This is a genomic window from Cyclobacterium xiamenense (assembly GCF_009467825.1).
Classification (GTDB): Bacteria; Bacteroidota; Bacteroidia; order Cytophagales; family Cyclobacteriaceae; genus Cyclobacterium; species Cyclobacterium xiamenense.
Window position 1 is genome coordinate 18,775 of sequence record NZ_WIOK01000033.1, and the last position, 24,987, is coordinate 43,761.

General features: G+C 50.9%; 18 protein-coding genes. 14 read left to right on the plus strand and 4 right to left on the minus strand.

Going from position 1 to position 24,987, the window contains the following annotated elements; all coding sequences use genetic code 11:
* Positions 1–31: 31 nt before the first annotated feature.
* Positions 32–784 (minus strand): peroxide stress protein YaaA, encoded by a 753-nt coding sequence (gene yaaA, locus GCU44_RS19315; protein ID WP_154858790.1) that lies wholly within the window; start codon positions 782–784, stop codon positions 32–34.
* Between the two features lie 3 nt (positions 785–787).
* A complete protein-coding gene (locus GCU44_RS19320) occupies positions 788–5,965 on the minus strand; it encodes a T9SS type B sorting domain-containing protein (RefSeq protein WP_154858792.1) in 5,178 nt (1,725 codons plus the stop codon).
* Between the two features lie 95 nt (positions 5,966–6,060).
* Here GCU44_RS19320 and GCU44_RS19325 point away from each other — a divergent pair, with 95 nt between their 5' ends.
* The 3 genes from GCU44_RS19325 to GCU44_RS19335 all read left to right on the plus strand — a co-directional run bounded on the left by GCU44_RS19325 (position 6,061) and on the right by GCU44_RS19335 (position 9,299).
* On the plus strand, positions 6,061–7,095 hold the full coding sequence (locus GCU44_RS19325) for a PorP/SprF family type IX secretion system membrane protein (RefSeq protein WP_262485684.1): 1,035 nt from the start codon (positions 6,061–6,063) through the stop codon (positions 7,093–7,095).
* A gap of 12 nt (positions 7,096–7,107) precedes the next feature.
* Positions 7,108–8,337, plus strand: a complete 1,230-nt coding sequence (locus tag GCU44_RS19330; RefSeq protein ID WP_154858794.1) for a M48 family metallopeptidase — start codon at positions 7,108–7,110, stop codon at positions 8,335–8,337.
* A 170-nt stretch (positions 8,338–8,507) separates the two neighbouring features.
* A complete protein-coding gene (locus GCU44_RS19335; protein ID WP_154858796.1) occupies positions 8,508–9,299 on the plus strand; it encodes a phytanoyl-CoA dioxygenase family protein in 792 nt (263 codons plus the stop codon).
* On the opposite strand, the gene GCU44_RS19340 is transcribed toward GCU44_RS19335, so the two are convergent.
* Together GCU44_RS19340 and GCU44_RS19345 are read right to left on the minus strand one after the other, a co-directional pair.
* A complete protein-coding gene (locus tag GCU44_RS19340; protein ID WP_394366501.1) occupies positions 9,294–10,352 on the minus strand; it encodes an NAD(P)H-dependent glycerol-3-phosphate dehydrogenase in 1,059 nt (352 codons plus the stop codon). The two genes, GCU44_RS19335 and GCU44_RS19340, sit on opposite strands and share 6 nt — an antisense overlap.
* Positions 10,330–12,024 carry a 1-acyl-sn-glycerol-3-phosphate acyltransferase gene (locus tag GCU44_RS19345; RefSeq protein ID WP_154858801.1) on the minus strand — a complete coding sequence of 565 codons (1,695 nt, stop codon included), beginning with the start codon at positions 12,022–12,024 and terminating at the stop codon, positions 10,330–10,332. Before GCU44_RS19345 ends, GCU44_RS19340 begins: the two co-directional genes overlap by 23 nt.
* Before the next feature lie 119 nt (positions 12,025–12,143).
* Here GCU44_RS19345 and GCU44_RS19350 point away from each other — a divergent pair, with 119 nt between their 5' ends.
* From GCU44_RS19350 to murC, 11 genes are all read left to right on the plus strand, one after another.
* On the plus strand, positions 12,144–13,118 hold the full coding sequence (locus tag GCU44_RS19350; RefSeq protein WP_154858803.1) for a polyprenyl synthetase family protein: 975 nt from the start codon (positions 12,144–12,146) through the stop codon (positions 13,116–13,118).
* Between the two features lie 319 nt (positions 13,119–13,437).
* The gene (gene mraZ / locus GCU44_RS19355) at positions 13,438–13,887 is read left to right on the plus strand and encodes a division/cell wall cluster transcriptional repressor MraZ (protein WP_154858805.1); all 450 of its coding nucleotides are present in this window, start codon (positions 13,438–13,440) and stop codon (positions 13,885–13,887) included.
* Positions 13,880–14,791 carry a 16S rRNA (cytosine(1402)-N(4))-methyltransferase RsmH gene (rsmH, locus tag GCU44_RS19360; RefSeq protein ID WP_154858807.1) on the plus strand — a complete coding sequence of 304 codons (912 nt, stop codon included), beginning with the start codon at positions 13,880–13,882 and terminating at the stop codon, positions 14,789–14,791. The genes mraZ and rsmH overlap by 8 nt, the downstream gene beginning before the upstream one ends.
* Positions 14,788–15,168: an FtsL-like putative cell division protein gene (locus tag GCU44_RS19365; protein WP_154858809.1), complete on the plus strand. Its 381-nt coding sequence runs from the start codon at positions 14,788–14,790 to the stop codon at positions 15,166–15,168. Before rsmH ends, GCU44_RS19365 begins: the two co-directional genes overlap by 4 nt.
* A complete protein-coding gene (locus GCU44_RS19370) occupies positions 15,165–17,273 on the plus strand; it encodes a penicillin-binding protein (protein ID WP_154858811.1) in 2,109 nt (702 codons plus the stop codon). The genes GCU44_RS19365 and GCU44_RS19370 overlap by 4 nt, the downstream gene beginning before the upstream one ends.
* Positions 17,270–18,736 (plus strand): UDP-N-acetylmuramoyl-L-alanyl-D-glutamate--2,6-diaminopimelate ligase, encoded by a 1,467-nt coding sequence (locus GCU44_RS19375; protein WP_154858813.1) that lies wholly within the window; start codon positions 17,270–17,272, stop codon positions 18,734–18,736. The genes GCU44_RS19370 and GCU44_RS19375 overlap by 4 nt, the downstream gene beginning before the upstream one ends.
* Positions 18,737–18,740: 4 nt before the next feature.
* Positions 18,741–19,952: a phospho-N-acetylmuramoyl-pentapeptide-transferase gene (gene mraY, locus GCU44_RS19380; protein ID WP_154858816.1), complete on the plus strand. Its 1,212-nt coding sequence runs from the start codon at positions 18,741–18,743 to the stop codon at positions 19,950–19,952.
* Entirely contained in the window at positions 19,953–21,314 is a 1,362-nt protein-coding gene (gene murD, locus GCU44_RS19385) for a UDP-N-acetylmuramoyl-L-alanine--D-glutamate ligase (protein WP_154858818.1), read from the plus strand.
* A complete protein-coding gene (locus GCU44_RS19390) occupies positions 21,301–22,470 on the plus strand; it encodes an FtsW/RodA/SpoVE family cell cycle protein (protein WP_154858820.1) in 1,170 nt (389 codons plus the stop codon). Before murD ends, GCU44_RS19390 begins: the two co-directional genes overlap by 14 nt.
* Before the next feature lie 4 nt (positions 22,471–22,474).
* Positions 22,475–23,587 (plus strand): undecaprenyldiphospho-muramoylpentapeptide beta-N-acetylglucosaminyltransferase, encoded by a 1,113-nt coding sequence (gene murG, locus GCU44_RS19395; RefSeq protein WP_241685033.1) that lies wholly within the window; start codon positions 22,475–22,477, stop codon positions 23,585–23,587.
* A complete protein-coding gene (gene murC, locus GCU44_RS19400; RefSeq protein WP_154858822.1) occupies positions 23,584–24,987 on the plus strand; it encodes a UDP-N-acetylmuramate--L-alanine ligase in 1,404 nt (467 codons plus the stop codon). Before murG ends, murC begins: the two co-directional genes overlap by 4 nt.

The following is a 24,987-nucleotide window of genomic DNA, read 5'->3' on the forward strand; positions in this document are numbered from 1 at the left end:
ACCTGAACGGCCGGGAATTTATTCCGGGAGGTCACCGAATAAAAACCCATTCCTCAGCGGTACTTTTGTTTTCAGCATATTCATATCCTCCCTGAGTAAAGGTTTTTAGTTGCTCAGGATCGGTTAGCTTATTTCTGATGATAAAATCCGTCATCATTCCCCTTGCTTGCTTCGAGAAAATCCCGATGTTTTTATACGCTCCGTTTTTGTATTCGTGAAATATCGGATGGATGACGGTCGATTGCAAGGCCTTTACCGCCACGGCTTTGAAATATTCTTTTGACGCCAGATTGATGATGGGCGCTCCCCCTGCTGCTTCATTCAATGCCGCTGCAATTTTTTCTCCCCAAAACCCGTACAGGTTTTTGATTTTCTTATTTTTCAGGCTGATACCCATCTCCAGGCGATACGGCTGGATAAGGTCCATGGGACGCAGCAATCCATACAGCCCCGAAAGTATGCGTAAATGGTCCTGAGCAAATGCAAAATCGGCGGCTGAAAACGATTCCACATCAATATGCATGTAGACATCACCCTTAAAGGCAAGCAAGGCCTGTTTGGCATTTTCCCGGGTGTAGGCGTCCGCAAACTGCCGGTAACGCGCTTCGTTGAGCTCGGCAAGGTTTTCACTGATTCCCATGAGTTGCTGCAGGGACTTGCTGGATTTTTTCTTCATAATCCCTACCAGTTCTTTCGTCTCCTTCTGAAACTGGGGCTGCGATGCCAGCGGCACCTCCGTCGTACTGTAGTCCAATGTCTTGGCCGGTGAAATTACTACTATCATGTGTCAATCAATTACTACTATTGCGTTTCGTATTGTTTTTTGAATTTGTTGCTCCTCATTGGTAAACTTCACAACGACAGGATATGTTCCTACGGGCACTTTTGTTCCGTTCACAATCCCATCCCACCTGCACACCGAAACATTTTCGGATACATTTGCTTCCTCGCAAAAATACACCAATTCACCCCATCGATTGTAAATATACACCATTAGTGTGTCAATTTCCCCCTGCGTATAGATCAAAAAGTCGCGCGACGGATCCCCTGGTCGCATGGCATTCGGAAAGCGGATATCGACCTCACATATTTCGTTGACGATAAAGGCGACCTCAAACGCACAGCCTGCCTCGTCCTGAACCCGTAATTCATAGGCTCCCTCTGTCTCCGGCACAAACGTCGCGTCCTCGCTTACCACTACGCCTTCCCGGTACCATTCGTAGCTCGCCCAATTGCCCGCATTCAGTGAAACCAGCTCGTTGGTAGCCCGACAGATCTCGTAAATATCTTCCAACTGCGGCGGGCTGGCATCGGAAAAAGGGATATCGATGGTTTCGGATCCCAAAATACATCCCGCGGCATTTAACAACCTAATTTCATACGTTCCAGGTTGATCTACCTGCAATACCGAATCGGAAGCCCCTGCAAGCAGGTTGCTTCCAGCGCCCACCAGGTGATACCATTCGATCGTTTCAACCTGGGAAAAATCTGCCTCGGCTAAGATTTCGGTTTCCGTAACGCCGCCACAAAGACCCGGGCTACTCAAGCTGACTTCTACATCCGTTCCCGTTTCGATGCGGTACACCTCCGGGTCCGGCACCACACATCCTCCAATGTCCGATATTTCTACCAGGTATTCTCCCTGAGGTAGATTTACCACAATACTGTCCTGATTGCTGAAGTCAGCCTCAACCAATTCGCCACTACCCAAATTTAACAAGCTATACCTACCCGAAGCTGCTCCTTGAGAAAAGGAAATGACGATAGCCCCCTCTTCGAAACCCTCCCCAACGCAGGTTTCTGGCTCCACGCGTATGGAATACAACACATCGGCCGGAGGTGTGGCATTTTCAACCACCGCCACCTGCGACTGTGGACAGGATCCGGAATACCCCGTAAAGGTGTACCTCCCCGGAGCCAGCCCGTCGAGAACCACTTCTTCTCCGGGCTGCAAATCGAAAAAAACCGCGCCGGTGGGTTCGACCAACAGACTGTCCAGTCCGGAACCGGCATCCAACTGAATGGATCCATCGCCGATTTCACAACTTTGCGAAGGAGATACCGCCAGAAGGGTAAAATCCGGGAGAGCGTTTACCGTCAAGGGAATGGTTCGCTCCACCGTACAGGTACTATCCAGGGGATCCTGGGTTTGAAACAACAACTCAAATACGCCCGGCCCATCCAATTCACCGGTGTTTAACTCCAACACCTGGGTTTCGCCCAGAATGGCGTAGGTCCCGTCGGGGCTGGCACGGATCGACCACAGGCCGGAAACCGGGGTGTCCGGGTTAAAGCTTACCATCTCTCCAAAACAGACCTCGTCGGCCGACTGCTCCAATTCGAATTCAAAGGGAGGTCCCACAAATACATCCTGACTCACCGGACAACTTTCAAACAATGCTTCGTCGCCCCCCTCCGGAAGCGCATAGGCCACCGTTACCGTATAGATACTCTCCTCCGTCACCTCCAATTCATTGGTGTTTCCGACGATCTCTCCAGCAGCATTCTCCCATACAAATTCGTACTCACCGAGTCGGGGATCTTCCGGGTCTACGGCAACCAGCGTCACGGAGGCACCGCACAAAGAAACATCTGAAGGCAGGATGATTTCGGGCGAGGCGATGACTTCTACCTCCATGGAAAATACTTCTTCCCAGGGGGTTCCGCATCGATCCACTTCCAACTGTACCGTAAATACGCCCACCGTATCAAACGCGTATTCCAGATCCTGGAAATCCTCGCCACCATTGAGAAATTCATCGACCACTTCTCCCTCTTCGTTGAAAATCGTCCAATTATAGGTGTCAATATCGGGTTCTCCTCCACCCTCAAACAAACCCACGGCCCCCTCTTCGTCGGACAGGCAAAGCCGATCCGGACCATTCAGACTTGGCTCGGGAATACTGCTGCCGGAATTTTGTACGAATGCAGGCAGCCCGAGATTGGTGGTCCCTGGCATGGGTTCTACAGCATCCTGATTAAACGTGGAGGGGTTGCAGCCCGACCCGATTTGAATCTGCCCAATTTGATTGGATCCCACCACGGCCACGTACACCTGCCCATCGGGGCCGATTTGTACCGCTCCCAGGTCCAATCCTGCCGTCCCGGAAACCGCGGCCCGGCTGTCCAGGATGCATTGTTCGATAGCTTCCTGCTCCGTGGCGGATTCAAAACATTCGGGACAGGTGGTTGTTACCGGATTTTCCGGGTCGGTTTCATCCGTTTCTTCTGCTGCCTGAATAAAAAATTCCTCCACTCCGGGACCTCCGTTTCGGTAGGAAACAAACAGGCGGGTAGCGTCTGAGGATAATTCCAACCCGTACACCTCCCCTTCACTGCCCAAATCAAGCGTAGCGTAGGATGTCATCTCCCCCGTGCTTTGATCAAAATCGAATAGTTCCACCCAATTCGTACCGCCTTCGGTATAGGCAACGGCCACTTTACTCCCATCCGAAGAAAACTTCAAGGTACCAATGCCATCACCGAAATCATGTTCTCCTCCAACCGAGTTGAATACCGGCTGCCCGATCCCTTCTGAGGAAACGGGATACAAACGGAATGCATCGGTGCCTCGTTCGTGAAAAGCAACCCAGGTGGTGTCTCCGGAGTTAAACGCCGCGGAATGCTCGGTGCCCGGGCTAAACAAAAAATTATCCTTGCTGATGACATTACCAATCCCATCCGGATTGTCTCCTTTGATATCTACGAGAGAAAATTTCACTTCGTTTTCACCTCCGGCACCCTGCTGGGTGGTAAACAGGTAGTACAAGGTTTCGTCGGACGCTACCGGGATGGCCAAAACACTTCCCGTCGAAAGGTTGTCTCCGCCAATATTTTCCCCGTTCTGCATGGGATTGCCATTCAGGTCCCAGACGGTTTGTCCATCGGTATAAAACAACACCTGACCGGCCTGATCGGAAACCGTCGTCACCCCCGCTGGAATGTTTTGCGGATGGGGGGATTCAATGGGTCTCGGGGTAGGCGCGTCCGGATCGTCCGGGTCGGGGTTAAAGTCCAGCCCTGCTCCATCGCCAAAATACCAGATGTTATTGGTCTGATCCTGCACGTCCCACATGTTGACCCGTATGCTGGCATAGGCATAGCAGGAGGAACCCTGTTCACGGACCAAGACCCAATAAAACCCAGGGCGACAAATTTCGTTTGGCGCCTCTGGACCCCAGCGTTCTTCCCGCTTATTGGACCAAAAATACTCTAGGTTTTGCTGCCCCTGTCCCTGACCGCCTCCCGGCTGTTGGCCCAGACCTGGTATGCCACCACCGGGTTGTTGGCCCAATCCCGGTATGCCGCCCAGACCGCCGCCGGGCTGCTGCCCAAAACCGGGCTGCCCTCCCGGCTGCCCGCCGCCCTGGCCGCCCTCTTCTCCGCTTTGGGCCTGCACCAGCGGCATCAGATCCAGGCAGGAGGGATCACAAAGCGTGGTATCAGACGGGCTGAACTGGACCGTCAAATTATTCTCCGTAAATGTGATACTCCTTTTTACTTTGCTGGTTTCGCCATTGGGATAGGTCACGGTGAGGTTTACCGTCACCTGCTGCTCAGAGGTAGCATCCTGGGGCAGTAGTAGGTGCTCCGCACTCAGATCCATTTCGATCTCGTTCCCTTCTTCATCGGTCAGTGGCGGGAGTATTTCCCACTCAAAACTCACCGGCTGGTAGTTCTGCGGCGTAATGGTACTGGTGAGTTGAAGCGGATTGTTCATGCAGGGCATTTCCGGTTCCCAGGTGAAATACGCCGTGGGATCAAGGTCCACGTTTGGCGCAAACTGGGGAAATTCAGTCCCGCAAAAATCCGTTCCGCCAAAAGGCAATTCTTCAATGACCACCGCTGCCTGGGACCATTCGTCCGGATTGGTCACCCTGCCCACATATTGAGGGCCGCCTTCCACCTCTTCGTAAATGTAATAGAGCTGCCCGTCCGGACCGTTTTTCAGGGAATAAATCCGATGTATTTCATTGGTGAGCGAAAGACTCACCGGTTCGTCGCCGGGTATCTGAGAGGGGTCCAATTCCGGATCTGCATCTTCCGGATCGCCCAGAAAGTACCGAATCAATTCATCGCCCCGGGAAACGTATAAAAAATTCCCATCGGGGGATACCGTGAGGCCTTCGATGGTTTCCGCTCCTCCGGTATCCGGTACCGTAGCGGGGGTTCCGAATAGCCCGGTCGAGGTATCGAAGGGTACAGTAATAATATCCGCGCCTGCCGTTTCGGGAATCAGGTACAGGATTCCAGACGATTCGTCATAAACGATGGTATGCGGGTCCTCATCCAAAGCAACCGCTCCCGTTTCGGTAAACTGCCCGGCCATCGCTTCCAGCCTTCTGGAAACCACTTGTCCGTTTTCGATACTTAGGAGAAAGTTGGATGACACGCCGGATTTCACCACCAAAATCGGCCCCTCAGCGGCACCAATGCTCCCGCCGGCAGCTACTGCACCGGCTGGCGGCTGATTCGCCGGGGCTCCGCCCGGATCGTTCATATCTACCCGGCTGTACTCCAATTCCCCTGCCGGGCTGATGTAGAAAATATAAAACTCCCTGGAACCACCGGGCTGGGGATCGTAGTCCAGGGAAGCGATGGCTACCGATTGCCTGCCTGTTTCCACGCCTCCCAACTCCCCAACTACCCCCTGCATGGCCTCATTAAGGTAATTATAAACCAGCGCGCCATCCGTATAAAAGAGTATCTCCCCGGTAATCGGATCAATGGCCATGGCTGAATTGGCGCTGCCCAGGGTGATCGATCCGGGAAGGGTAGCTACCTGTGCCCGTTGGTCCTTTCCGAAAGAGAGGTAGTTATTTTCCCCTCCTTCACAATAACCAAATATCCATTCATTTTCGTTGAAACCTTGAGAATACCCCAAAAAAGGCGTGTAAAGACCAATAAATAAAAATATTGCTTTAAAAATAAAATCATTTATGGTGTTTAAATAGTTAGATTTCATAATTTACACGCTGCTTTATATACACTGGAAAGCAGCAAAACGTTTATAAACTGTCTGGTATCCAATAAACGAATAAATCTTTGTTTCAGTCACAAATAAATTCAGTTTTTTTAACCCTGTCCGCCATGTGCCTTGCGAGCACTTGCTTCGGTCAGGATCCGCAATACAGTCAATATTACGCGGCACCGCTTTATTTGAACCCTGCCTTTGCAGGGTCTGAACTGGCAACCCGGGTAGGTGTAAACTACCGAAATCAATGGCCCGGATTGGATGCCACATTTTCGACGTTTTCTGCCTATGGGGACACCTTTTTAGAAGAATACAATACCGGCGTTGGCTTTTTGGTAACCAACGACACCGAAGGGGCGGCAGGCCTGCAGTCCACCCACGTTTCCGGAATGCTTTCCTACGAACTCAAACTCGCCGATAACCTCTACGTACGGCCCGGGTTCCAGGCAAGTTACATGCGCCGGGATATTGGGTTTTACGAAAACCTGGTTTTTGCGAACCAAATCAACCCCACGGATCCCTTTGGACCCTTGTTGCCGGGCAACGACCTGCAGGGATTTGGCGAGCCCGTAAACCTGCTTTCTCTGTCTTTTGGCGGGCTGGTTTTCACGGAAGACTTTTGGTTTGGCTTATCCACCCATCACGTAAACCAACCCAATCAAAGTTTTATTGAAGAGGGAATCAGCAGGCTTCCCATCAAATATTCGATTCATACGGGCTACCGGATTTCTCTGGGAAGAGGTGCTCCAAAACGGGATTTTACCCATACCTACCGCCAACGGTATTTTACGCCTACCATCAATTACAAACGACAGGGACCTTTTGAACAATTGGATGTAGGCGCTTACGTATACCTCGAACCCATCGTATTCGGACTCTGGTACCGGGGACTTCCCTACAAACCGGTAGAAAACCAAAGCAATCGGGACGCCCTGGTGCTCATGGCGGGTTTTAACCTGCCTTCTGGGTTAAACATCGGCTATAGTTTTGACTATACCGTTTCTCAGTTAGGAATTCAGTCCGGAGGAGCGCACGAAATCAGTATTTCCTATATTTTCCCTCCCAGCAATCCCGGAGCTCCACGAAAGCGAGACACCATTTTACCTTGTCCCAAATTTTGATACGCGCGTAGCATGGATCAGGAACTCATCAAGTACTTCCTTTTGGGGGTCGTAAGCCTCTCCTTTATTTTCGAAAAATCGGTCAATTTTCTTAACGCCACCCGAAAAACCGGCCGCATTCCGGCTACACTTGATCAATACCTGGAAGAAGGTAAGTTACAGGAAAGTAAACGCTACCAGCAAACAAACTATTACTTCGGCCTGATTTCCGGCAGTTTCACCTTTGTCATTACCCTGCTCTTTATTGGTTTCGGTTTTTTCGGATGGCTGGATGAATGGCTGCGTCAATTTGGGTTCGCTCCCCTGGCCTTGTCCGTGGTTTATTTTGGCGTTTTGTTTATTGGGTCGGATTTGCTCTCCCTTCCGTTCGACTACTACCACACGTTCAAAATCGAAGCAGACTATGGGTTCAATAATTCCACAGTCCGGACCTTTTTTGCCGATAAAATCAAGGGTTACCTCCTGTCCATACCGGTTGGCGGGGGCTTGCTTCTGGTGCTACTCTGGTTGATCCTGGAAATCGGAAGCGATTTCTGGTGGATATTCTGGATGATTTCGGCCCTGTTTATCGTTTTGGTCAATCAATTTTATTCCGGACTGATCCTTCCCTTGTTCAACAAACTGACTCCGCTCGAAGCGGGAGAACTGAAACATACCATTTTGGGCTATGCCCAATCGGTGGGCTTTTCCCTGGAAAATGTGTTTATCATGGACGGTAGTAAACGTTCCACGAAAGCCAACGCCTTCTTTTCGGGCTTTGGGAAACGCAAAAAGGTGGTCCTATACGATACCTTGCTGGAACAGCATACCCCGGATGAGGTTGTAGCCGTTTTGGCACACGAAATCGGCCACTACAAAAAAGGACACATAACCCTGGGCGTAATGACAGGGATCCTGCAAACAGGAATTATTCTTTACATCCTTTCGCTTTTTGTCTTTAACAAACAGATCAGCTTAGCCTTGGGTGGCGATCAATTGTCCATACACCTGAATATCATTGGTTTTACCATGCTTTTCTCCCCCATTTCGCTGATTCTGGGGATGGTCACCAACTATTTTAGCCGTAAACACGAATTTGAAGCCGATGCCTTTGCCAAAAGCACCTATTCCGGCAAACCACTCGCGGAGGCATTGAAGACCCTTTCCGTAAAAAACCTTTCGGATATCAACCCCCATCCGCTCTATGTTTTTGTGAATTACTCCCACCCTCCCTTACTCAGCCGATTAAAAAGATTGGAGTAACCGGCTTGTTTTTTTACCTCTAGCCCGTATCTTTAATTTGTGAAACAACCCCCTGAAAAAGGCCGACTGATACGCCATTTCTCCCTCTTTTCCCAGCGTAAATCGACTACCGCATGGGGTAAAGCAGGGTAAATGATCAGAGAGAATACGACGAAAACAGCCAAAACACAATGATACAAGACCCCCTTTCACAATTAGGCGTACACGCAGATTTACTCACCGACTCCGAAAAAGACTTTCTTCGTACTCAGGGATACCTCAACCTGGGCAAACTCCTTTCCGATGAAACCGTGGAAATCCTACGGAATAAAATCGAGGAATTGCTGCAGCAGGAAGGCGATCGGGCCGGGATAGAACTGGAAGAATCTCCGAATATCCGGCATCCCAAAGATCCCGGTTCCGTTCGTCTGGGTGACCTGGTGAACAAAGGGCCCGAATTTGATTGCTTCTACACCCAGCCCAAAGTACTTGCTACGATTTCCTTTGTTTTGGGAAATTCCTTCAAACTGTCTTCCCTTAATTTCCGGGCCGCCCTCCCAGGCGCCGGCTTGCAAAAACTGCACGCCGACTGGCCAGAAGCCGTGAAAAGTGCCGATTTTAAAGTCTGTAACTCCATCTGGCTACTGGATGATTTCCATGCAGAAAATGGTGCCACGCGGGTGGTGCCAGGAACGCACCTGAAATCCAAATTGCCTCAGGACGAAATGGAAAACCCCATGGATACACACCCGGACGAAATAGTTATCCAAGCGCCTGCGGGTTCGGTGGTGGTATTCAATTCCCATACCTGGCATGGCGGCACCACCAACCGTACTTCCGCACCTCGGCGAGCGATCCACAGCTATTTTTGTCGAAGGGACCAGGTGCAGCAAATCAACCAAGCTCAGTACTTCCGGGAAGCCACCCGAAACCGAATCAGCCCGGCGGCGCTGCAGCTGCTCGGAATTTCGGAACACTCATAAAAAATCAATGTCGGTATAGCTCGGGTACTTCATCAGGTATTGCAGTGCGGTTTCTACTTTGAAATTTTCAAAAAGCACTTTGTACAAATTTTCGGTGATGGGCGCCCGCATGCCGGTAGACTCCAGGTAGCGCTTGACCAACTTGACGGTATTGATGCCTTCGGCTACTTCTTCCATATCGGCAACAATATCGGGTAGCTTCTCCCCTGCTGCGAGACGGTAACCCAGCGTGTAGTTTCGGGATAAGGTGGAATTACAGGTAGTAACCAGGTCGCCGATCCCAGCCAGCCCCAAAAACGACTTGGTACAGCCACCCATGGCAGTGCCCAAATGGATCAGTTCGACCATGCCGCGTGAGACCAGCAAGCCTTTGGCATTGTCCCCCAAACCCAACCCGGACAAGGCACCCGCCGCAATGGCGATGATGTTTTTCAACACCCCGGAAAGCTCTACCCCTACGATATCGGAATTTCCGTACACTTGAAAATTATCCGAGCGAAGCAGGCGCTGCCCTTCCAGAACCACCTCTTCGTACCGGCTAGCCACCACGGTGGCGCCCGGCTGGTGCTCTAGCAGTTCCGTTGCCAGGTTGGGACCGGCCAGGCAGCCGATTCGTTCCACGACGGTTTCCTGTAGAATCACCTCACTCATGGTGCAAATATTTTCCCGCTTTAGTTGAGAGATGTTTTCCAGGTTTTTGCCTTCGGGCAGATTCAGCGACAAGCCCTTGGTGCCGTGGATTAAAAAATGGTAGGGATGAAGAAAAGGTGCAAACTGCACCATTACCTCCCGAAAAGCCGAGGAGGGTATCATCGGAAACATTACCTCGCAGGCCTCGCAAAGCAATTCCGGGTCTGTAGTGGCACGTATTTTACTCGCCAATTGCCGGTTTTTGACCCGGTGGGTTTTGTTAATGGCCTCCACTACCGCCTCGTCCCGGGCATACACCAAAACCTCGTTTTTCTCTGCCAGCAGATTCGCAATGGCTGCCCCAAAACTTCCTATACCAATTACACCTATGGGTCGGGTTTTAAATGATTTTGTCCAATTCATATCCATCCAGTCGGTTATGGTAATAGTACAATAAACTGATATCCTCGGTCACGACATGCCCCTGCTCGGTCCGGATCAGGGGCCTTTTTGCGTGGTACATCCCCACATTTTCCAGTCCGTGCCGGATGATCTCTTCCAGCGGCATTTCCAGGTGAGGAGCCATGTGTAATTTTCCCTCCGCCCGCAGTTGCCGGATCCCATCCAGAACTTCTCCACAGGCGTCTTTGAACGTTTCATACGACAGGTGAATGTCTTCCTCCGGAACCCGCAGCAGGCTAAACAAATCCAACTTGCTATTGGCCCGTTTGATTAGTCGAAATGCGGTAAATGCTACCAGGTGACTGCTAAACACCCGGTTGATTTTATGAAATTCCTCCACGATACGGGTGCCCAATTTCTTGGTGTATTCCTCCTCGCGCTGCAGGTCTACGGTCACCTTGCCATTGCTTACAAAATAATCCCTACAGTCGATCGGCCTGCCGTGCTGATCCCGGCTGTTGCCGTTTTCGTCCACGTAGTTGCCAAGAATATCCATGGCCCGCCCGATCGAAACGGAGATGTCCGAGCCCTTGGTAAAGAACTTAACCAGAAACTTTGATATTCGATACGAGGTAGAAAACTCATCCGATTCGCTGTAATACCGCTCCTGACCGGTATGGTTCAGGTAATCCCGTATCAATCCCGGCGCCTCCAGAACAAAATGGTAGTTAATGGTCACCGGCACGATAAAGACCTTTCCTGGGTTTTCAGTGTTGTTTTGAAAATTTGCCCGCTGGGCTTCGATGGCGGTGCTCAGCAAACCCAGTTTTAATTTCGATTCGATGTTTCCACTTCTGGAGCGTGTACCGCCCGGGAAAAACAAACTGTGACAGCCAAACTGGATGGCTTCCCTGGAATAGGTCTTTAACGTTTCCAGGTAGATCTGATTTTTCTTTCGCCGATCCACTTTGTAAGCGCCTAGGGCATTCATAAAGTAGGCAAAAATCTGGATGTTGAATAAATTGAGGCCTGCTCCGTAGATAAAGGGGGGAAGGCCAAGGGTACTGATGGTCCAGCCGATCAAAATGCTGTCCAGGTTGCTAAAATGGGTTGGCACCATCACAATGGTACCTTTCGATGCAAGGTCCCGCAACTGATCGGTCTCTCCAATAATCTGTATTTTGTCTTGCAGGCTGTATTGGTTACTAAAAATCGATTTAAACCCTTTTACCCGCGCGGTATTCAACAATCGCGAAAAACCAAAGGTGACAATCCTACGGGTCATCTTGTAATGGCTGTGCTTAAAATTACTGGCAATCTCCTCTGAATACCGCTGTGTAATGCCCGTTAAAATCGCCAGGTACCGCTCCTTTTTTTCGTCCTCGGTAAGTTTCTGGTCCACACCCACGGATAAAAGGGAGGATTTCACACCGGACCAAAAGGAAGCCTCGTCATCGGGATCCACCAGCCAGGGATTCTGCTTGATCCGCATTCGCTCCCGGTACAGGGTAAGTTCCAGTTCTTCCTTGAGTGCAGGCACCTGATTTCCGGTCAGGCTTTTGATTTTTTCACTGCTGGACGCTACTACTTGTTGAATGAACGCTTTTCTCCCCTTACTCAGCCTCACCACGGGCCATTCGTCTTTTTCCGGCAAAATAGGGTCGTATTGATGCTTGATGTAGTCGTCGGCCAAGGGAATGTCTTTTGTTTGCTCAAAGATAACCAAAAATAAAATTCATTAAACAGAATAATCATTTGGGCGGTTTTGTCAATGGTGGAATAGGTTGTAATATTGCACCATCCAAAACACAAATGAAGCAGGATTTACAGCAGATACAAGCCCCCATAGCCAGCGAAATGGCTGACTTTGAGAAAAAATTCCGCTCCTTCATGCAGAGTAAGGTCAAATTGCTTGACCACATCACCCAATACATCGTTCGGAGAAAAGGCAAACAAATGCGTCCGATGTTTGTCTTTCTGAGTTCAGGCCTGAGCGGTGGCATCACCGAAGCTTCCTATCGGGGCGCAGCATTGATTGAGCTGCTTCATACCGCCACCCTGGTGCACGATGACGTGGTCGATGATGCCAACTACCGCAGGGGATTTTTTTCGATCAATGCCCTCTGGAAAAACAAAATTGCCGTTTTGGTGGGGGATTACCTGCTATCCAGAGGCTTGCTGCTTAGCGTGGAAAACGATGATTTTGACCTGCTAAAAATCGTTTCCAATGCCGTTCGGGAAATGAGCGAAGGAGAGCTATTGCAAATCTCAAAAGCCCGTACGCTCAACATTACCGAAGAGGTCTACTATACCATCATCCGCCAAAAGACCGCCAGCCTGATCTCTTCCTGCTGTGCCGTCGGAGCCGCAACGGCCAATGCCACGGCGGAAACCATTGAAAAAATGAGGCTATTTGGTGAAAAAGTGGGGATGGCCTTCCAAATCAAAGACGACCTGTTTGACTACGGCGAAGACGTGGTCGGCAAACCGGTCGGTATAGACATCAAGGAAAAGAAGATGACCCTTCCACTGATCTATGCCCTCAATCAATCCTCCTGGGTGGAACGGAAAAAGATCATTTACAAAATCCGTAATGGCAGCGAAAACAAAAAAATAGTCACGGAGGTCATTGATTTTGTTAAAGCCTCGGGAGGATTGGAGTACTCCCAAAAAATCATGAACGACTTTTACCAGGAAGCGCTGGCCATTTTGGCAGATTTTCCCGAATCTCCCTACAAATCCTCCCTTTCATCCCTGGTGACTTACACCATCGCACGAAAAAAATAAGCAGCTTTCTATTTTTTTGTACATCCTTTGGGATTTTCTCCCACCTTCGTTTTATACGCCCTTTCCCGAATCGCAATTACCTTTATCCCATCAGCAAAAAAAAGGCTCTGAACGGGAAATCATCCCCCTTTGAACCCTTTTAACTACTGATTTATAACCGTTTGTACCTCAGGGATACCCGTATAATTTTTTACTAAAAATATTGTCTTTGTAGTTTGTTTTGGATACTTTTATAGCGATGTGGTAAAAAGTGGGGCAAAGTGGTATAAAGTGTTTGGCTATTTACTACTTTTGTATTCACGAATCAGGAAGTACAGACATGGCATCTTTCACCGGTGAATTTGAGTGTAAACTGGATGCCAAGGGCAGGTTGGTTTTACCTTCTAAGATGAAGGCATCCCTTCCTGAATCCTTGGGTCAGGAGATGATGCTGCGCAAAGGTCTGGAACCCTGCCTTGAGTTGATTCCCATGATGGAGGTCCGTAAAGACCACAGCAAACTGGCCAGTCTGGACGATACCGACGAGGAGGTACGGATTTTCAAACGGTCTTTTTTCCGGCGGGAATCGCCGGTGGAACTGGATAGTGCGGGAAGGTTTCTGCTTCCCAAAAACATGCTTCGCCATGCGCAGCTGGAGAAAGATGCCGTGCTCATCGGGATCGGGACCAAGATAGAAATCTGGAATCCTGACCTTCACGAGGAATTCGCTGCCAAAGAAGAGCAAGTGTATAAAGCATTGAACAGAAAATTTTTAGGAAAGCATGTCTGATCCGGTATACCATATCCCCGTTATGCGTGAGGCCTGCCTTTCCGGATTGGCTATCGATCCCAATGGGATTTATGTAGACCTGACCTATGGAGGAGGTGGCCATGCCAAGGAGCTCCTCAACCGGTTGGAAAACGGGCATTTGTATGCCTTTGACCAGGATCCCGACGCCGAAAAAAATGCACCCGAGGATCCACGCTTCACTTTTATACCGGCAAACTTCCGGGACGTACGGCGCTATTTGAAGCTCTACGGGGTGGAACAAGTAGACGGCATATTGGCCGATTTGGGGATTTCCTCCCACCAGATCGACGAACCCTCGCGAGGTTTTTCGACGCGCTTCGAAGGCCCGCTCGACATGCGAATGAGCCGATCCGGGGAGCTCACGGCAGCAGGGGTCCTGAACTCCTACACGGAAATTGAGCTGCAGCGACTACTCGGAACCTATGGAGAAGTAAAAAACGCGAAAACATTGGCCCGGGCAATCGTGTCCTTCCGGGCAAACAGTCCTTTCGAGGGAAGTGCCGAATTCAAACGCTTGCTCGACCACCACGCTCCCCGCGGAAAATACGCAAAATATGCCGCGCAGGTGTACCAGGCGCTCCGAATCGAAGTAAACCAGGAAATGGTGGCCCTGGAGGAGATGCTGCTCCAAAGCATTGACCTGTTAAAACCCGGCGGGCGTTTGGTAATCATGAGTTACCATTCCCTGGAAGATCGCTTGGTAAAAAACATCATGACCAAGGGAAAACTGTATGGGGAACTTGAAAAAGACTTCTATGGAAACCCGATTCGACCCCTGGAGCCGGTAAGTAGAAAAGCCATCGTTGCTGATCCGGAAGAAATCGAAAGAAACAAACGGGCTCGAAGCGCCCGATTACGCATCGCCGAAAAAATACAGCCATGAGTAAAAACAGTTTCAGAAAACCAATCAAGCCCCTTGGCAAGACAAAAAAGTCCTGGCTGAATCCATTTGCGTTTATCGAGCAAAAGTTGGATATCAGCGGACTGCTGGGTGAGCAAGTACCGGTAAAATTGGTGCCCCCTTTTTTATATGCAGCCTTTCTGGCCATGCTCTACATCTGGAGCAATCACCAGGCGGAGAATACCATTCGAAAAATTGAACGGACCCAGCAGGAAGTGGAAGACCTCCGTGCGGACGTCACCACATTGGAAGCGGAATACATGTTTTCCAGCAAGCAATCCGAAGTTGCCAAAAAAATCCAACCGCTGGGATTGGTTGAAATAGAAGAACCGCCACAACGAATCGTGTTAGAGAAGTGAACATCAAAAAATCCATATTGCTCCGGGTTCGGCTGGCCTTTCTGGCAGTCACTGTAATCGCCGGTGCTATTTTTTACAGAATAGGTACCATCCAGCTGGTCGAGGGCGACAAATGGCGCCAGCTCTCCGAGGACATTCATTTGCAATACCGGCCGGTAAAGGCCACCCGTGGCAATATCTACAGCGCGGATGGAAGTCTCCTTGCGACCAGCCTGCCCTTTTACCGGGTAGCGATGGATCCCTCCATCGTCTCCGGAGCCCAACTCAAAGCAAAGGTGGATTCATTGGCAACGTTGCTTTCGGACTTTTACCGGGATCGATCGGCAGCGAGCTACAAGCGCATGATCCTGGATGCCCGAAACGATGGCAAGAAATACCTGATTCTCAACCGAAAGCAAATCGGCTATCAGGACAAACTGAAGATGATGACCTGGCCCATTTTCCGGGAAGGCAGAATGGGTGGAGGTGTTTTGTTCGAAAAAATCGACAAGCGCTACCGGCCGTTCAAAAACCTGGCTGGAAGAACCGTCGGATTTCTAAACGAAGACCAGTACGGAGTAGGCCTGGAATACAGTTTTAACGACTACCTGGAGGGAAGAAATGGAGAAGCGATGTTTCAGAAAATTGCCGGCGGGAGTTGGAAACCCCTGCACGACGCCGAAGACATCAAACCCACGGACGGCTACGACATCGTCACGACCCTGGATGTAAACATACAAGACCTGGCTGAATCGGCCCTGCTCCGGCAACTCATGAACAAGGACGCCGCCTACGGTTCCGTGATTGTGATGGAAGTGGCCACGGGCCACATAAAGGCAATCGCTAACCTGCAAAAAAACAAAAACGGGTACGGATACGGCGAATATTACAATTACGCGGTAGGCGAACAGGGACTTACCGAACCGGGATCTACCTTTAAGCTGCTGTCCATGATGGCTCTTTTGGAAGAAGGCAAAATCAATTTGACCGACAGCATTGACACCGGCAATGGTCGTTTTAAGTTTTACGACCGCTTTATGCGGGATGCGAAAAACGGAGGATATGGGAAGCTAACCGTTCGGGAAGTCTTTGAAAAATCCTCCAATGTGGGCATATCGAAAATGGTCAACGACCATTTTGGTCACCAGCCCCACCGATTTATGGAATACATCTCCCGGGTCAGGCTGGACCAGCCCCTGGGCTTTCAAATCAAAGGGGAAGGATTGCCCTATTTTAAAAACCCGGAGGATAAAAACTGGTACGGAACCACCCTCCCCTGGATGTCCATTGGGTACGAACTGAAAATTACTCCCTTGCAGACCCTTACCCTGTACAATGCAGTGGCCAATGGAGGCTCCCTGGTGCAACCCTTGATCGTGCAGCAAATATCCAAAGGCAACGCAATAGAAGCCCGCTTTCGAACAAAGATCGTTCAAAAAAACATCGCCTCCCAAAAAACCATTGCACAACTCCAAAGCCTCCTGAAAGGTGTGGTGGATAACGGAACGGCAAAAAACATCAAAACGGCGACCTACGGGATTGCCGGGAAGACCGGCACTGCGCAAAAATTAGAAAACGGAAGGTACACCCAAAAATACTACACTTCCTTCGTCGGCTATTTTCCTGCGGAACGTCCTAAATACAGCGCCATTGTGGTGATCGATAGTCCCAAGGGATTCAATGCCTACGGCGGAGATATATCGGCCCCGGTATTCCGGGAAATCGCAGACAAATTGTACGCTCAGGACATGAGCGTACAGGTAAGCAGCGAAACACCCCGGAAAATACCCGAAATAGACCGAAGTGAATTTCCCTATATCCGGGCAGGAAAAGTGGAGGAATTGCAGATGATATGCAACAGCATGGGTATCTCCAATCATTATTCCGGGAACGAAACCTGGGTGACTTCCAAGGTTTCGAATCGGTCGATCCAATGGATCAGCAATGCGGTGGAAAAACCGGTCGTTCCGAACGTGACCGGCATGACTCTTCGGGATGCGCTGTATGTCCTTGAAAACAAGGGACTTCGGGTACAGCATGCAGGCAAGGGACGGGTTAGCTCCCAATCCCTGCCCGCGGGCAGCCGGATCAACAAGGACCAGATCATTAAATTAAATTTACGTTGAGCAAACCATTAAAAGATATCGTCTACAAGGTTTCTTTGGTATCTACGAAAGGCTCCATGGATGTACCAATTGCCAGCATCGCATTTGACAGCAGAGCGGTTCGGGAGGGAGCTGTATTCGTAGCCATACCGGGCACCCAGGTGGACGGGCATGCCTTTATCGACAATGCGCTGGACAAAGGGGCATCGGCCATCGTCTGCGAACATCTCCCCGAAAAGCTCAGGGAGGGGATTACTTACGTGCAGGTAATCAACGCCGCCAGGTCTCTCGGACTCATGGCGGCAAATTTTTACGGGAATCCCTCCGAAAAAATCACGCTGGTGGCCGTGACCGGCACGAATGGAAAAACTACAACCGTTACGCTGTTGCACCAGTTGTTTTCCGAATTGGGGTATGCCACCGGACTGCTATCCACGGTAGAAAATCGAATCAAAGATCAGGTGCTTGCTGCCAGCCACACCACGCCCGACGTAGTGGCGATCAACGAGTTGCTCGTGAAAATGCTGGAAAATGGTTGTACCCATTGTTTCATGGAAGCCAGTTCGCATGCCATCGTTCAGGAACGCACGGCCGGACTGAAATTTGCGGGCGCCTTGTTTACAAACATTTCGCACGACCACCTGGACTATCACGGCACCTTTGATTCGTACATCAAAGCAAAGAAAAAGCTATTTGACGAACTTCCGAAAGACGGCTTTGCGCTGATCAATGCGGACGACAAACGAGGTCGCGTCATGCTCCAAAACTGCCGGGCCAGGCCCTTTACCTTCGGCTTGAAATACCCCGCGGATTTTAAAGCAAAAATACTGGCCAACTCCCTGCACGGACTCGAACTCGATTTCGAGGGCAAACAGGTTTGGTTCCGGCTGATTGGTGAATTTAACGCCTACAACCTGCTGGGAGTGCTCGGGGTCGCTCTCTTGCTGGACGAAGAAGAGGAGGAAGTGCTGCGCCAACTATCGAAATTAAAGGGAGCCATTGGCCGCTTTGATCAGGTCGTGTACGGAGGTATCACTGCCATTATCGATTACGCACATACCCCGGATGCCCTGGAGAATGTACTCAAAACCATACAAAAACTACGAACCGGCGGGGAAACCCTGGTCACCCTGGTAGGCTGCGGAGGAAACCGGGACCGGAGCAAGCGGCCCCTGATGGCCAAAATTGCCTGCAACCTGAGCGATCGGGTCATTTTTACCTCAGACAACCCCCGGGACGAAGACCCAATGGAAATCATTCGGGAGATGGAAGCCGGTATAAATCCGGTCGACCAGAAAAAGACGCTCAGCCTGACTGACCGACGGTCGGCCATCAAAACCGCCTGCAGCCTGGCAAAAAAAGGCGACATCTTGCTGATTGCGGGCAAAGGGCACGAAACCTATCAGGAAATACAAGGAGTCAAACACCCCTTTGACGATAAAAAAGTGGTAAAGGAATTTTTAGAAATGTTACACAAAGAATAACCGAATGCTGTACCATATTTTTGACTATATCGACCAAACGTATGATTTCCCCGGTGCAGGGGTGTTTCGCTACATTTCTTTCCGTGCAGGTATGGCAGCCTTGTTTTCTCTACTGATTACCATTACCCTGGGTAAAGGAATCATTGATTGGATCCGAAAAAAGTCAATCGGGGAAACCGTCCGGGAATTGGGTCTACAGGGCCAATTGGAAAAAAAAGGAACCCCGACCATGGGTGGATTGATGATCATGGCAGCCATCGTGCTGCCCACGCTCCTGTTTGCCAATATCTACAACATCTACATCATTCTGCTACTGGTAACAACCCTTTGGCTGGGGGGCATTGGCTTTTTGGACGACTACATCAAGGTATTCCGGAAAAACAAAGAAGGACTGGCCGGCTGGTTTAAGATCATCGGGCAGGTAACGATCGGGATTATCGTGGGCGTGACCCTGTACTTTCACGAGGACGTGGTCATTCGTGAGTTTCAAGATACGGTCTCCATCGCCGAAGGTGTGGTCGCAACACCGGCCTTCCAGGATGTGAAATCCATGAAAACCACCATTCCGTTCCTGAAAAACAACGAATTGAACTACGACGTGATTTTTGGGTTCCTGGGGGAAAATTTCACCCCCGTGTTGTACGTACTACTCGTGATCTTTGTGGTGACGGCTGTTTCCAACGGCGCGAACATCACCGACGGCATAGACGGGTTGGCGGCCGGCACCTCGGCCATCATCGGGCTTACGATTGCTATTTACGCCTACATCAGCGGCAATGCGATCTTTTCCCAATACCTAAACGTCCTCTTTATCCCAAATTCCGGCGAATTGGTAATCTTCTGCGCTGCCTTTGTCGGTGCCTGCGTGGGATTCCTTTGGTACAATTCCTACCCCGCCCAGGTGTTTATGGGCGACACCGGCAGTCTGATGATCGGGGGAGTCATTGCGGTATTGTCCCTCACCCTTCGAAAGGAGCTCCTGCTGCCCGTGCTCTGCGGCATTTTCCTGATCGAATTGCTCTCCGTGATCATTCAGGTGAGCTATTTCAAATATACCCGGCGGAAATACGGGGAGGGAAAGCGCGTCTTTCTCATGTCCCCGCTGCATCACCATTACCAGAAAAAGAACATCCCCGAAGCAAAAATTACGGTGCGATTCTGGATACTTGGAATCTTGTTTGCCATACTGGCATTGGCTACACTTAAACTGCGATAAATGAAGAAGACGGTCGTGATAGGATCCGGAGAAAGCGGTTTTGGAGCCGCGCTTCTTGCCCAAAAGCAGGGACATCGGGTTTTTGTGTCCGATGCCGGAGCAATCGCTGCGGAGAAGAAAGCCGTTTTCAAGAAGCGAGGTATTGGGTTTGAAGAAGGAACCCATACCATTGCGGAGCTTTTGGCTGCCGATACGGTGGTCAAAAGCCCGGGAATCCCCTATGTCCACCCCATCGTTGTGAAGCTCAAAGCCGCCGGCATTCCGGTGGTAGACGAACTGGAATTCGCCTTCGGCTATTCGCAGGGAAAGGTTATAGCCATTACCGGGACCAATGGAAAAACCACCACCACCCTGCTGATCCATCACCTGCTACAAGCGGCAGGGCTGGAGGTAGGGTTGGCGGGCAACGTGGGCCAAAGCTGGGCGCTACAGCTCTGCGAAGGCGACCGGGACTGGTGGGTACTGGAAGTAAGTAGTTTTCAGATTGAGGGCCTGGTGAAATTCCGCCCACGCATCGCCGTGTTGCTCAACATAACCCCGGATCACCTGGATCGGTATCACAACGACCTTTCGCTCTATGCGGCCACCAAAGTACAGCTGACGAATGCCATGCAACCGGAAGACCATTTCATATACTACGATTCCGACGCAAACATTCGCTTGGCGCTGGCCCACAAGAAAAGTCAGCCCGCAGCACTGCCCTACGGTTTGGAGGCCAGTCCTGCACGCAGGGCCTATGTGGCTGCAGGAAACCTGCGGGTAACAACCGATGCGGGAGAATGGTCCTGGCCGATTGAAGACATGGCCCTAAAGGGAACACACAATCTGGCCAATTCCCTGGCGGCCGTTCTGGCGGCCACCACAGCGGGGGTGCCGGCAACTACGCTGGGCCCGGCTCTCCGGACTTTTGTGAATGCGGCACACCGAATGGAGTGGGTGGCAGCAATCAACGGCATTCAATTTGTAAACGATAGCAAAGGCACCAACGTGGATGCAACGGCATTTGCGCTGGAAGCCTACGATTCCCCGCTCATTTGGATTGCGGGCGGAGTGGATAAAGGAAATGATTATTCCCAGCTCGATACGCTGGTGCAAGGACGGGTACAGGTACTGATCTGCCTGGGCCGGGACAACGAAAAGCTCAAATCGGCCTTTGGCGGAAAAATACCGGAGATTTTGGAAACCCAGGACATCCATCAGGCCCTTCGCTGGGCACTGGAAAAGGGAAGTCCCGGGGCCCTGGTCCTACTGTCTCCGGCTTGTGCAAGCTTTGATTTGTTCAAAAACTACGAGGACCGTGGCAACCAATTCAAGGAGGCCGTGAAGCAACTAAAAACAGCAATTGAAAATGGCGAAAGTTAAAGTTTGGCTGGAAGAGAACCTTAAAGGAGACCCCATTATCTGGGGTATCGTGCTGTTGCTGTCCATGATCAGCATTCTGGCCGTCTATTCGGCTACCGGCTCCCTCGCCTACCGAAAAATGGGAGGCAATACGGAGATCTACCTGTTCAAGCACAGTGCGCTGATCCTGAGCAGCCTGGTGGTTATGTGGGGAGTGCACACCATTCCCTACAAGTATTTTTCCAAACTGAGTCTCTTTGCCTTGTGGATCAGTGTGCCGTTGTTATTGATCACCTATGCTTTTGGTGCGACCATCAACGAGGCCAACCGGTGGCTGACCATTCCCATCATCAACCAGGCTTTCCAGCCTTCCGATCTGGCCAAATTGGCACTGATTGCTGCCGTAGCGGGGATGCTGGCAAAGAGGCAACGAAAAATTGCAGATATAAAAGGCACCTTTATCCCGATCATTATCTGGATCGGGATCATTTGCCTGCTCATTGCCCTGGCCAATATGTCCACCGCCGTCATGCTTTTGTCTACCTGCCTGTTGCTGATGTTTATCGGCAGGGTGCCCCTTAAATACCTCCTGGTCGTCGGCATGGTGGGGGCGCTCGTGTTGTCCACGGCCATACTGATGGGACAACGAGGCGGTGTTTTCTTTTCCCGGATCGAAAAATTCATGAACGAGGATCCCGGCGAAGTACCCTTTCAGGCCAAACACTCCTACATAGCCATTGCCACCGGTGGAATCACCGGCAAAGGACCTGGGAAAAGCGAGCAACGAAACATTTTACCACATCCTTATTCGGATTTCATTTACGCCATCATCGTGGAAGAATACGGCATGGTAGGCGGAGGTTTTGTACTGTTTCTGTACCTGGCGCTGCTGTACCGCGGCATGCGGGTAGTCGCCATTTCTACCCGGCCTTTCGGCGGCTTGCTATCGGCAGGCCTGAGTTTTTCCCTGGTGATACAGGCCATGATCAATATGGGAGTAGCCGTGGGATTGGTCCCGATTACCGGCTTGCCCTTGCCCATGGTCAGCATGGGCGGAACATCGCTGATTTTTACGGGAATTTCCCTGGGTATCATCCTGAGTGTGAGCAGGGGAGACCACGAAGATGCCTTCGTGGGAGAAGAAAAATCGGTCAAAAACCTGGTAAACGTTGCATAATCGGTTGAAAAAGAACGGAGAGACATATCGAATCATTATCAGTGGAGGGGGCACCGGAGGCCATATCTATCCGGCCATAGCCATTGCGAAGGCCTGGAACGAGCGGTTTCCGGAAAGCGAAGTGTTGTTTGTCGGTGCCGAAGGAAAGATGGAAATGCAGAAAGTTCCGGAAGCCGGGTACCCGATCGAGGGATTGCGGATCGCCGGCCTGCAACGCCGGTTTACGCTGGAGAACCTCAGCTTTCCGTTTAAGGTATTGGACAGCCTCCAAAAAGCCCGAAAACTAATCAAAAATTTCCAGCCTCACTTGGTGGTGGGCGTGGGTGGCTATGCCAGTGGCCCGGTACTTTTTGCCGCCCAACGAAAGGGACTTCCTACGCTGATACAGGAGCAAAACAGCTATGCCGGTCTGACGAATCGCTTGCTGGCAAAAAACGCCCGGGCAATCTGCGTGGCCTATCCGCAAATGGAGCGCTATTTTCCCAAACAAAAAATACACTATACCGGCAACCCGGTACGCAAAGACATCTTGGATGTAACCGGCAAAAAAGAAGCCGCAGGAAAACACTTTGGCCTACAGCCAGACAAGCCCGTGATCTTGTCTATTGGGGGAAGTTTGGGCGCGCGCACACTCAACGAAGCAATGCTGGAAAGCATGCAGGGATTCGAAGCGAAGGGATACCAGGTTTTGTGGCAAACCGGCTCGTACTATTTCCAGAAGATCCAACAGCAGGTTCAGGACTCCGGGTTGACTCACATTCATGCCCAGGAATTCATCAAGGAGATGGACCTGGCTTATGCGGCCGCTGACCTGGTCATTTCCAGATCGGGGGCACTTTCGGTTTCGGAACTGAGCCTGGTTGGCAAACCGGTGATTTTTGTTCCTTCGCCAAACGTGGCGGAAGACCACCAGACCAAAAATGCCAGAGCCGTAGTAACTCAGGGAGGTGCATTGCTGCTGGAGGATTCGATGGCGGTTCGGGAGCTGGAGTCCATGGTACATGCCTTGCTTCAGGACCCCGACAAACAGCGATCTCTTTCGCAGGCCATCAAAAAACTATCGAAACCAAACGCTGCGGTGGAAATCGTCGGCGTCATGGAAAATCTGATACAATGAACGTAAAAAACCTACATAGCGTCTATTTTCTCGGTATTGGAGGTATTGGCATGAGTGCCATTGCCCGCTGGTTTGCACACATCGGGGTACCTGTTTTTGGCTACGACAAAACCCCTTCTCCCCTTACAGCTACCCTGGAAAGCGAAGGGATGGACATCAGCTATCGGGATGACCCCGATCAGATACCCGCTGCCTTCCTGCAAACGGACAGGAAACAAACCCTGGTGATCTGGACGCCCGCTGTTCCCCAAAGCAGCGCGCTTTTTCGCTATTTCACCGATCAGGGGTACACCCTGATGAAACGTTCCGCGGTGTTGGGCTTGATTACCAAGTCCATGGAAACCCTGGCCGTCGCAGGCACCCACGGCAAAACGACGACTTCCTCGATGATCGCCCATTTGCTGAAAAACGCCGGACACAATACGGCAGCCTTCTTGGGCGGCCTTACCCAGAATTACCAAAGCAACCTGATCCTTCACGACGAAGGAAGCAAGGAAGCTCCCCTGGTGGTAGTGGAGGCGGATGAATTCGACCGTTCCTTCCTGCAACTGCATCCGAATGTAAGCATCGTCACCAGCATCGACCCCGACCACCTGGATATCTACGGCGACCCCGACCACTTTCTGGAGGGATTCCTTGCCTTCATTCGCCTGACCAATCCCAGCGGCCAACTATTTATTCAGCACCGGGCCTACGAGAAAATCAAGGACAAGGCCTACGGAAGCGTTCCGGTCCGTACCTATGGCCTGGACTCCGGTAACATACGGGCAGCGAACATTCAGGCAGGTACCGTCACATTCTCCTTTGATTACTGTGCCGAAACCGAACGAATCGACGACCTAAACCTTCACGTACCCGGTTTTCATAACATCGAAAACGCCCTGGCAGCCATCGCAGCTGCCCGGTATTTTGGCCTTTCCGAAAACGCAATTAGAGAAGGAATTGCCAGCTATCGGGGAGTTAAAAGAAGGTTTGAGTTCATTCATTCCGGAGAAAGGATCACCTATATCGATGATTACGCCCATCATCCGGAAGAGATCCGTTCCTTTTTGCGTTCGGTAAAGGCTATGTACCCTACTAAAAAACTGACGGCTGTCTTTCAGCCCCACCTATTTACCCGAACCCGGGATTTCGCTGCCGGGTTTTCGGAAAGCCTGTCCCTTGCGGACGAGGTATTGCTTTTGGACATCTATCCCGCCAGGGAATTACCCATAGCGGGGGTGACAGCGGCCATGTTGCTGCCGGCAATCAGCAGCCCGGTGAAAAGAGTATTGGAAAAAGAAGCCCTCCTGCCCTACCTGCAGCAACGGCCACCGGAAGTACTGGTGACCATCGGGGCGGGCGATATTGATCGTTTGGTGGAACCTATAGCAAAATGGATAGCGGATGAAAGGAGTTAA

Bases quoted from the DNA above. Each gene is read 5' to 3' on its own strand.
- murD (WP_154858818.1), top strand. From the start codon at position 19,953: ATGAAGAAGACGGTCGTGATAGGATCCGGAGAAAGCGGTTTTGGAGCC.
- murC (WP_154858822.1), top strand. From the start codon at position 23,584: ATGAACGTAAAAAACCTACATAGCGTCTATTTTCTCGGTATTGGAGGT.
- GCU44_RS19320 (WP_154858792.1), bottom strand. From the start codon at position 5,965: ATGAAATCTAACTATTTAAACACCATAAATGATTTTATTTTTAAAGCA.
- GCU44_RS19340 (WP_394366501.1), bottom strand. From the start codon at position 10,352: ATGAATTGGACAAAATCATTTAAAACCCGACCCATAGGTGTAATTGGT.
- GCU44_RS19335 (WP_154858796.1), top strand. From the start codon at position 8,508: ATGATACAAGACCCCCTTTCACAATTAGGCGTACACGCAGATTTACTC.
- yaaA (WP_154858790.1), bottom strand. From the start codon at position 784: ATGATAGTAGTAATTTCACCGGCCAAGACATTGGACTACAGTACGACG.
- GCU44_RS19350 (WP_154858803.1), top strand. From the start codon at position 12,144: ATGAAGCAGGATTTACAGCAGATACAAGCCCCCATAGCCAGCGAAATG.
- GCU44_RS19330 (WP_154858794.1), top strand. From the start codon at position 7,108: ATGGATCAGGAACTCATCAAGTACTTCCTTTTGGGGGTCGTAAGCCTC.
- mraZ (WP_154858805.1), top strand. From the start codon at position 13,438: ATGGCATCTTTCACCGGTGAATTTGAGTGTAAACTGGATGCCAAGGGC.
- GCU44_RS19390 (WP_154858820.1), top strand. From the start codon at position 21,301: ATGGCGAAAGTTAAAGTTTGGCTGGAAGAGAACCTTAAAGGAGACCCC.
- rsmH (WP_154858807.1), top strand. From the start codon at position 13,880: ATGTCTGATCCGGTATACCATATCCCCGTTATGCGTGAGGCCTGCCTT.
- mraY (WP_154858816.1), top strand. From the start codon at position 18,741: ATGCTGTACCATATTTTTGACTATATCGACCAAACGTATGATTTCCCC.
- GCU44_RS19365 (WP_154858809.1), top strand. From the start codon at position 14,788: ATGAGTAAAAACAGTTTCAGAAAACCAATCAAGCCCCTTGGCAAGACA.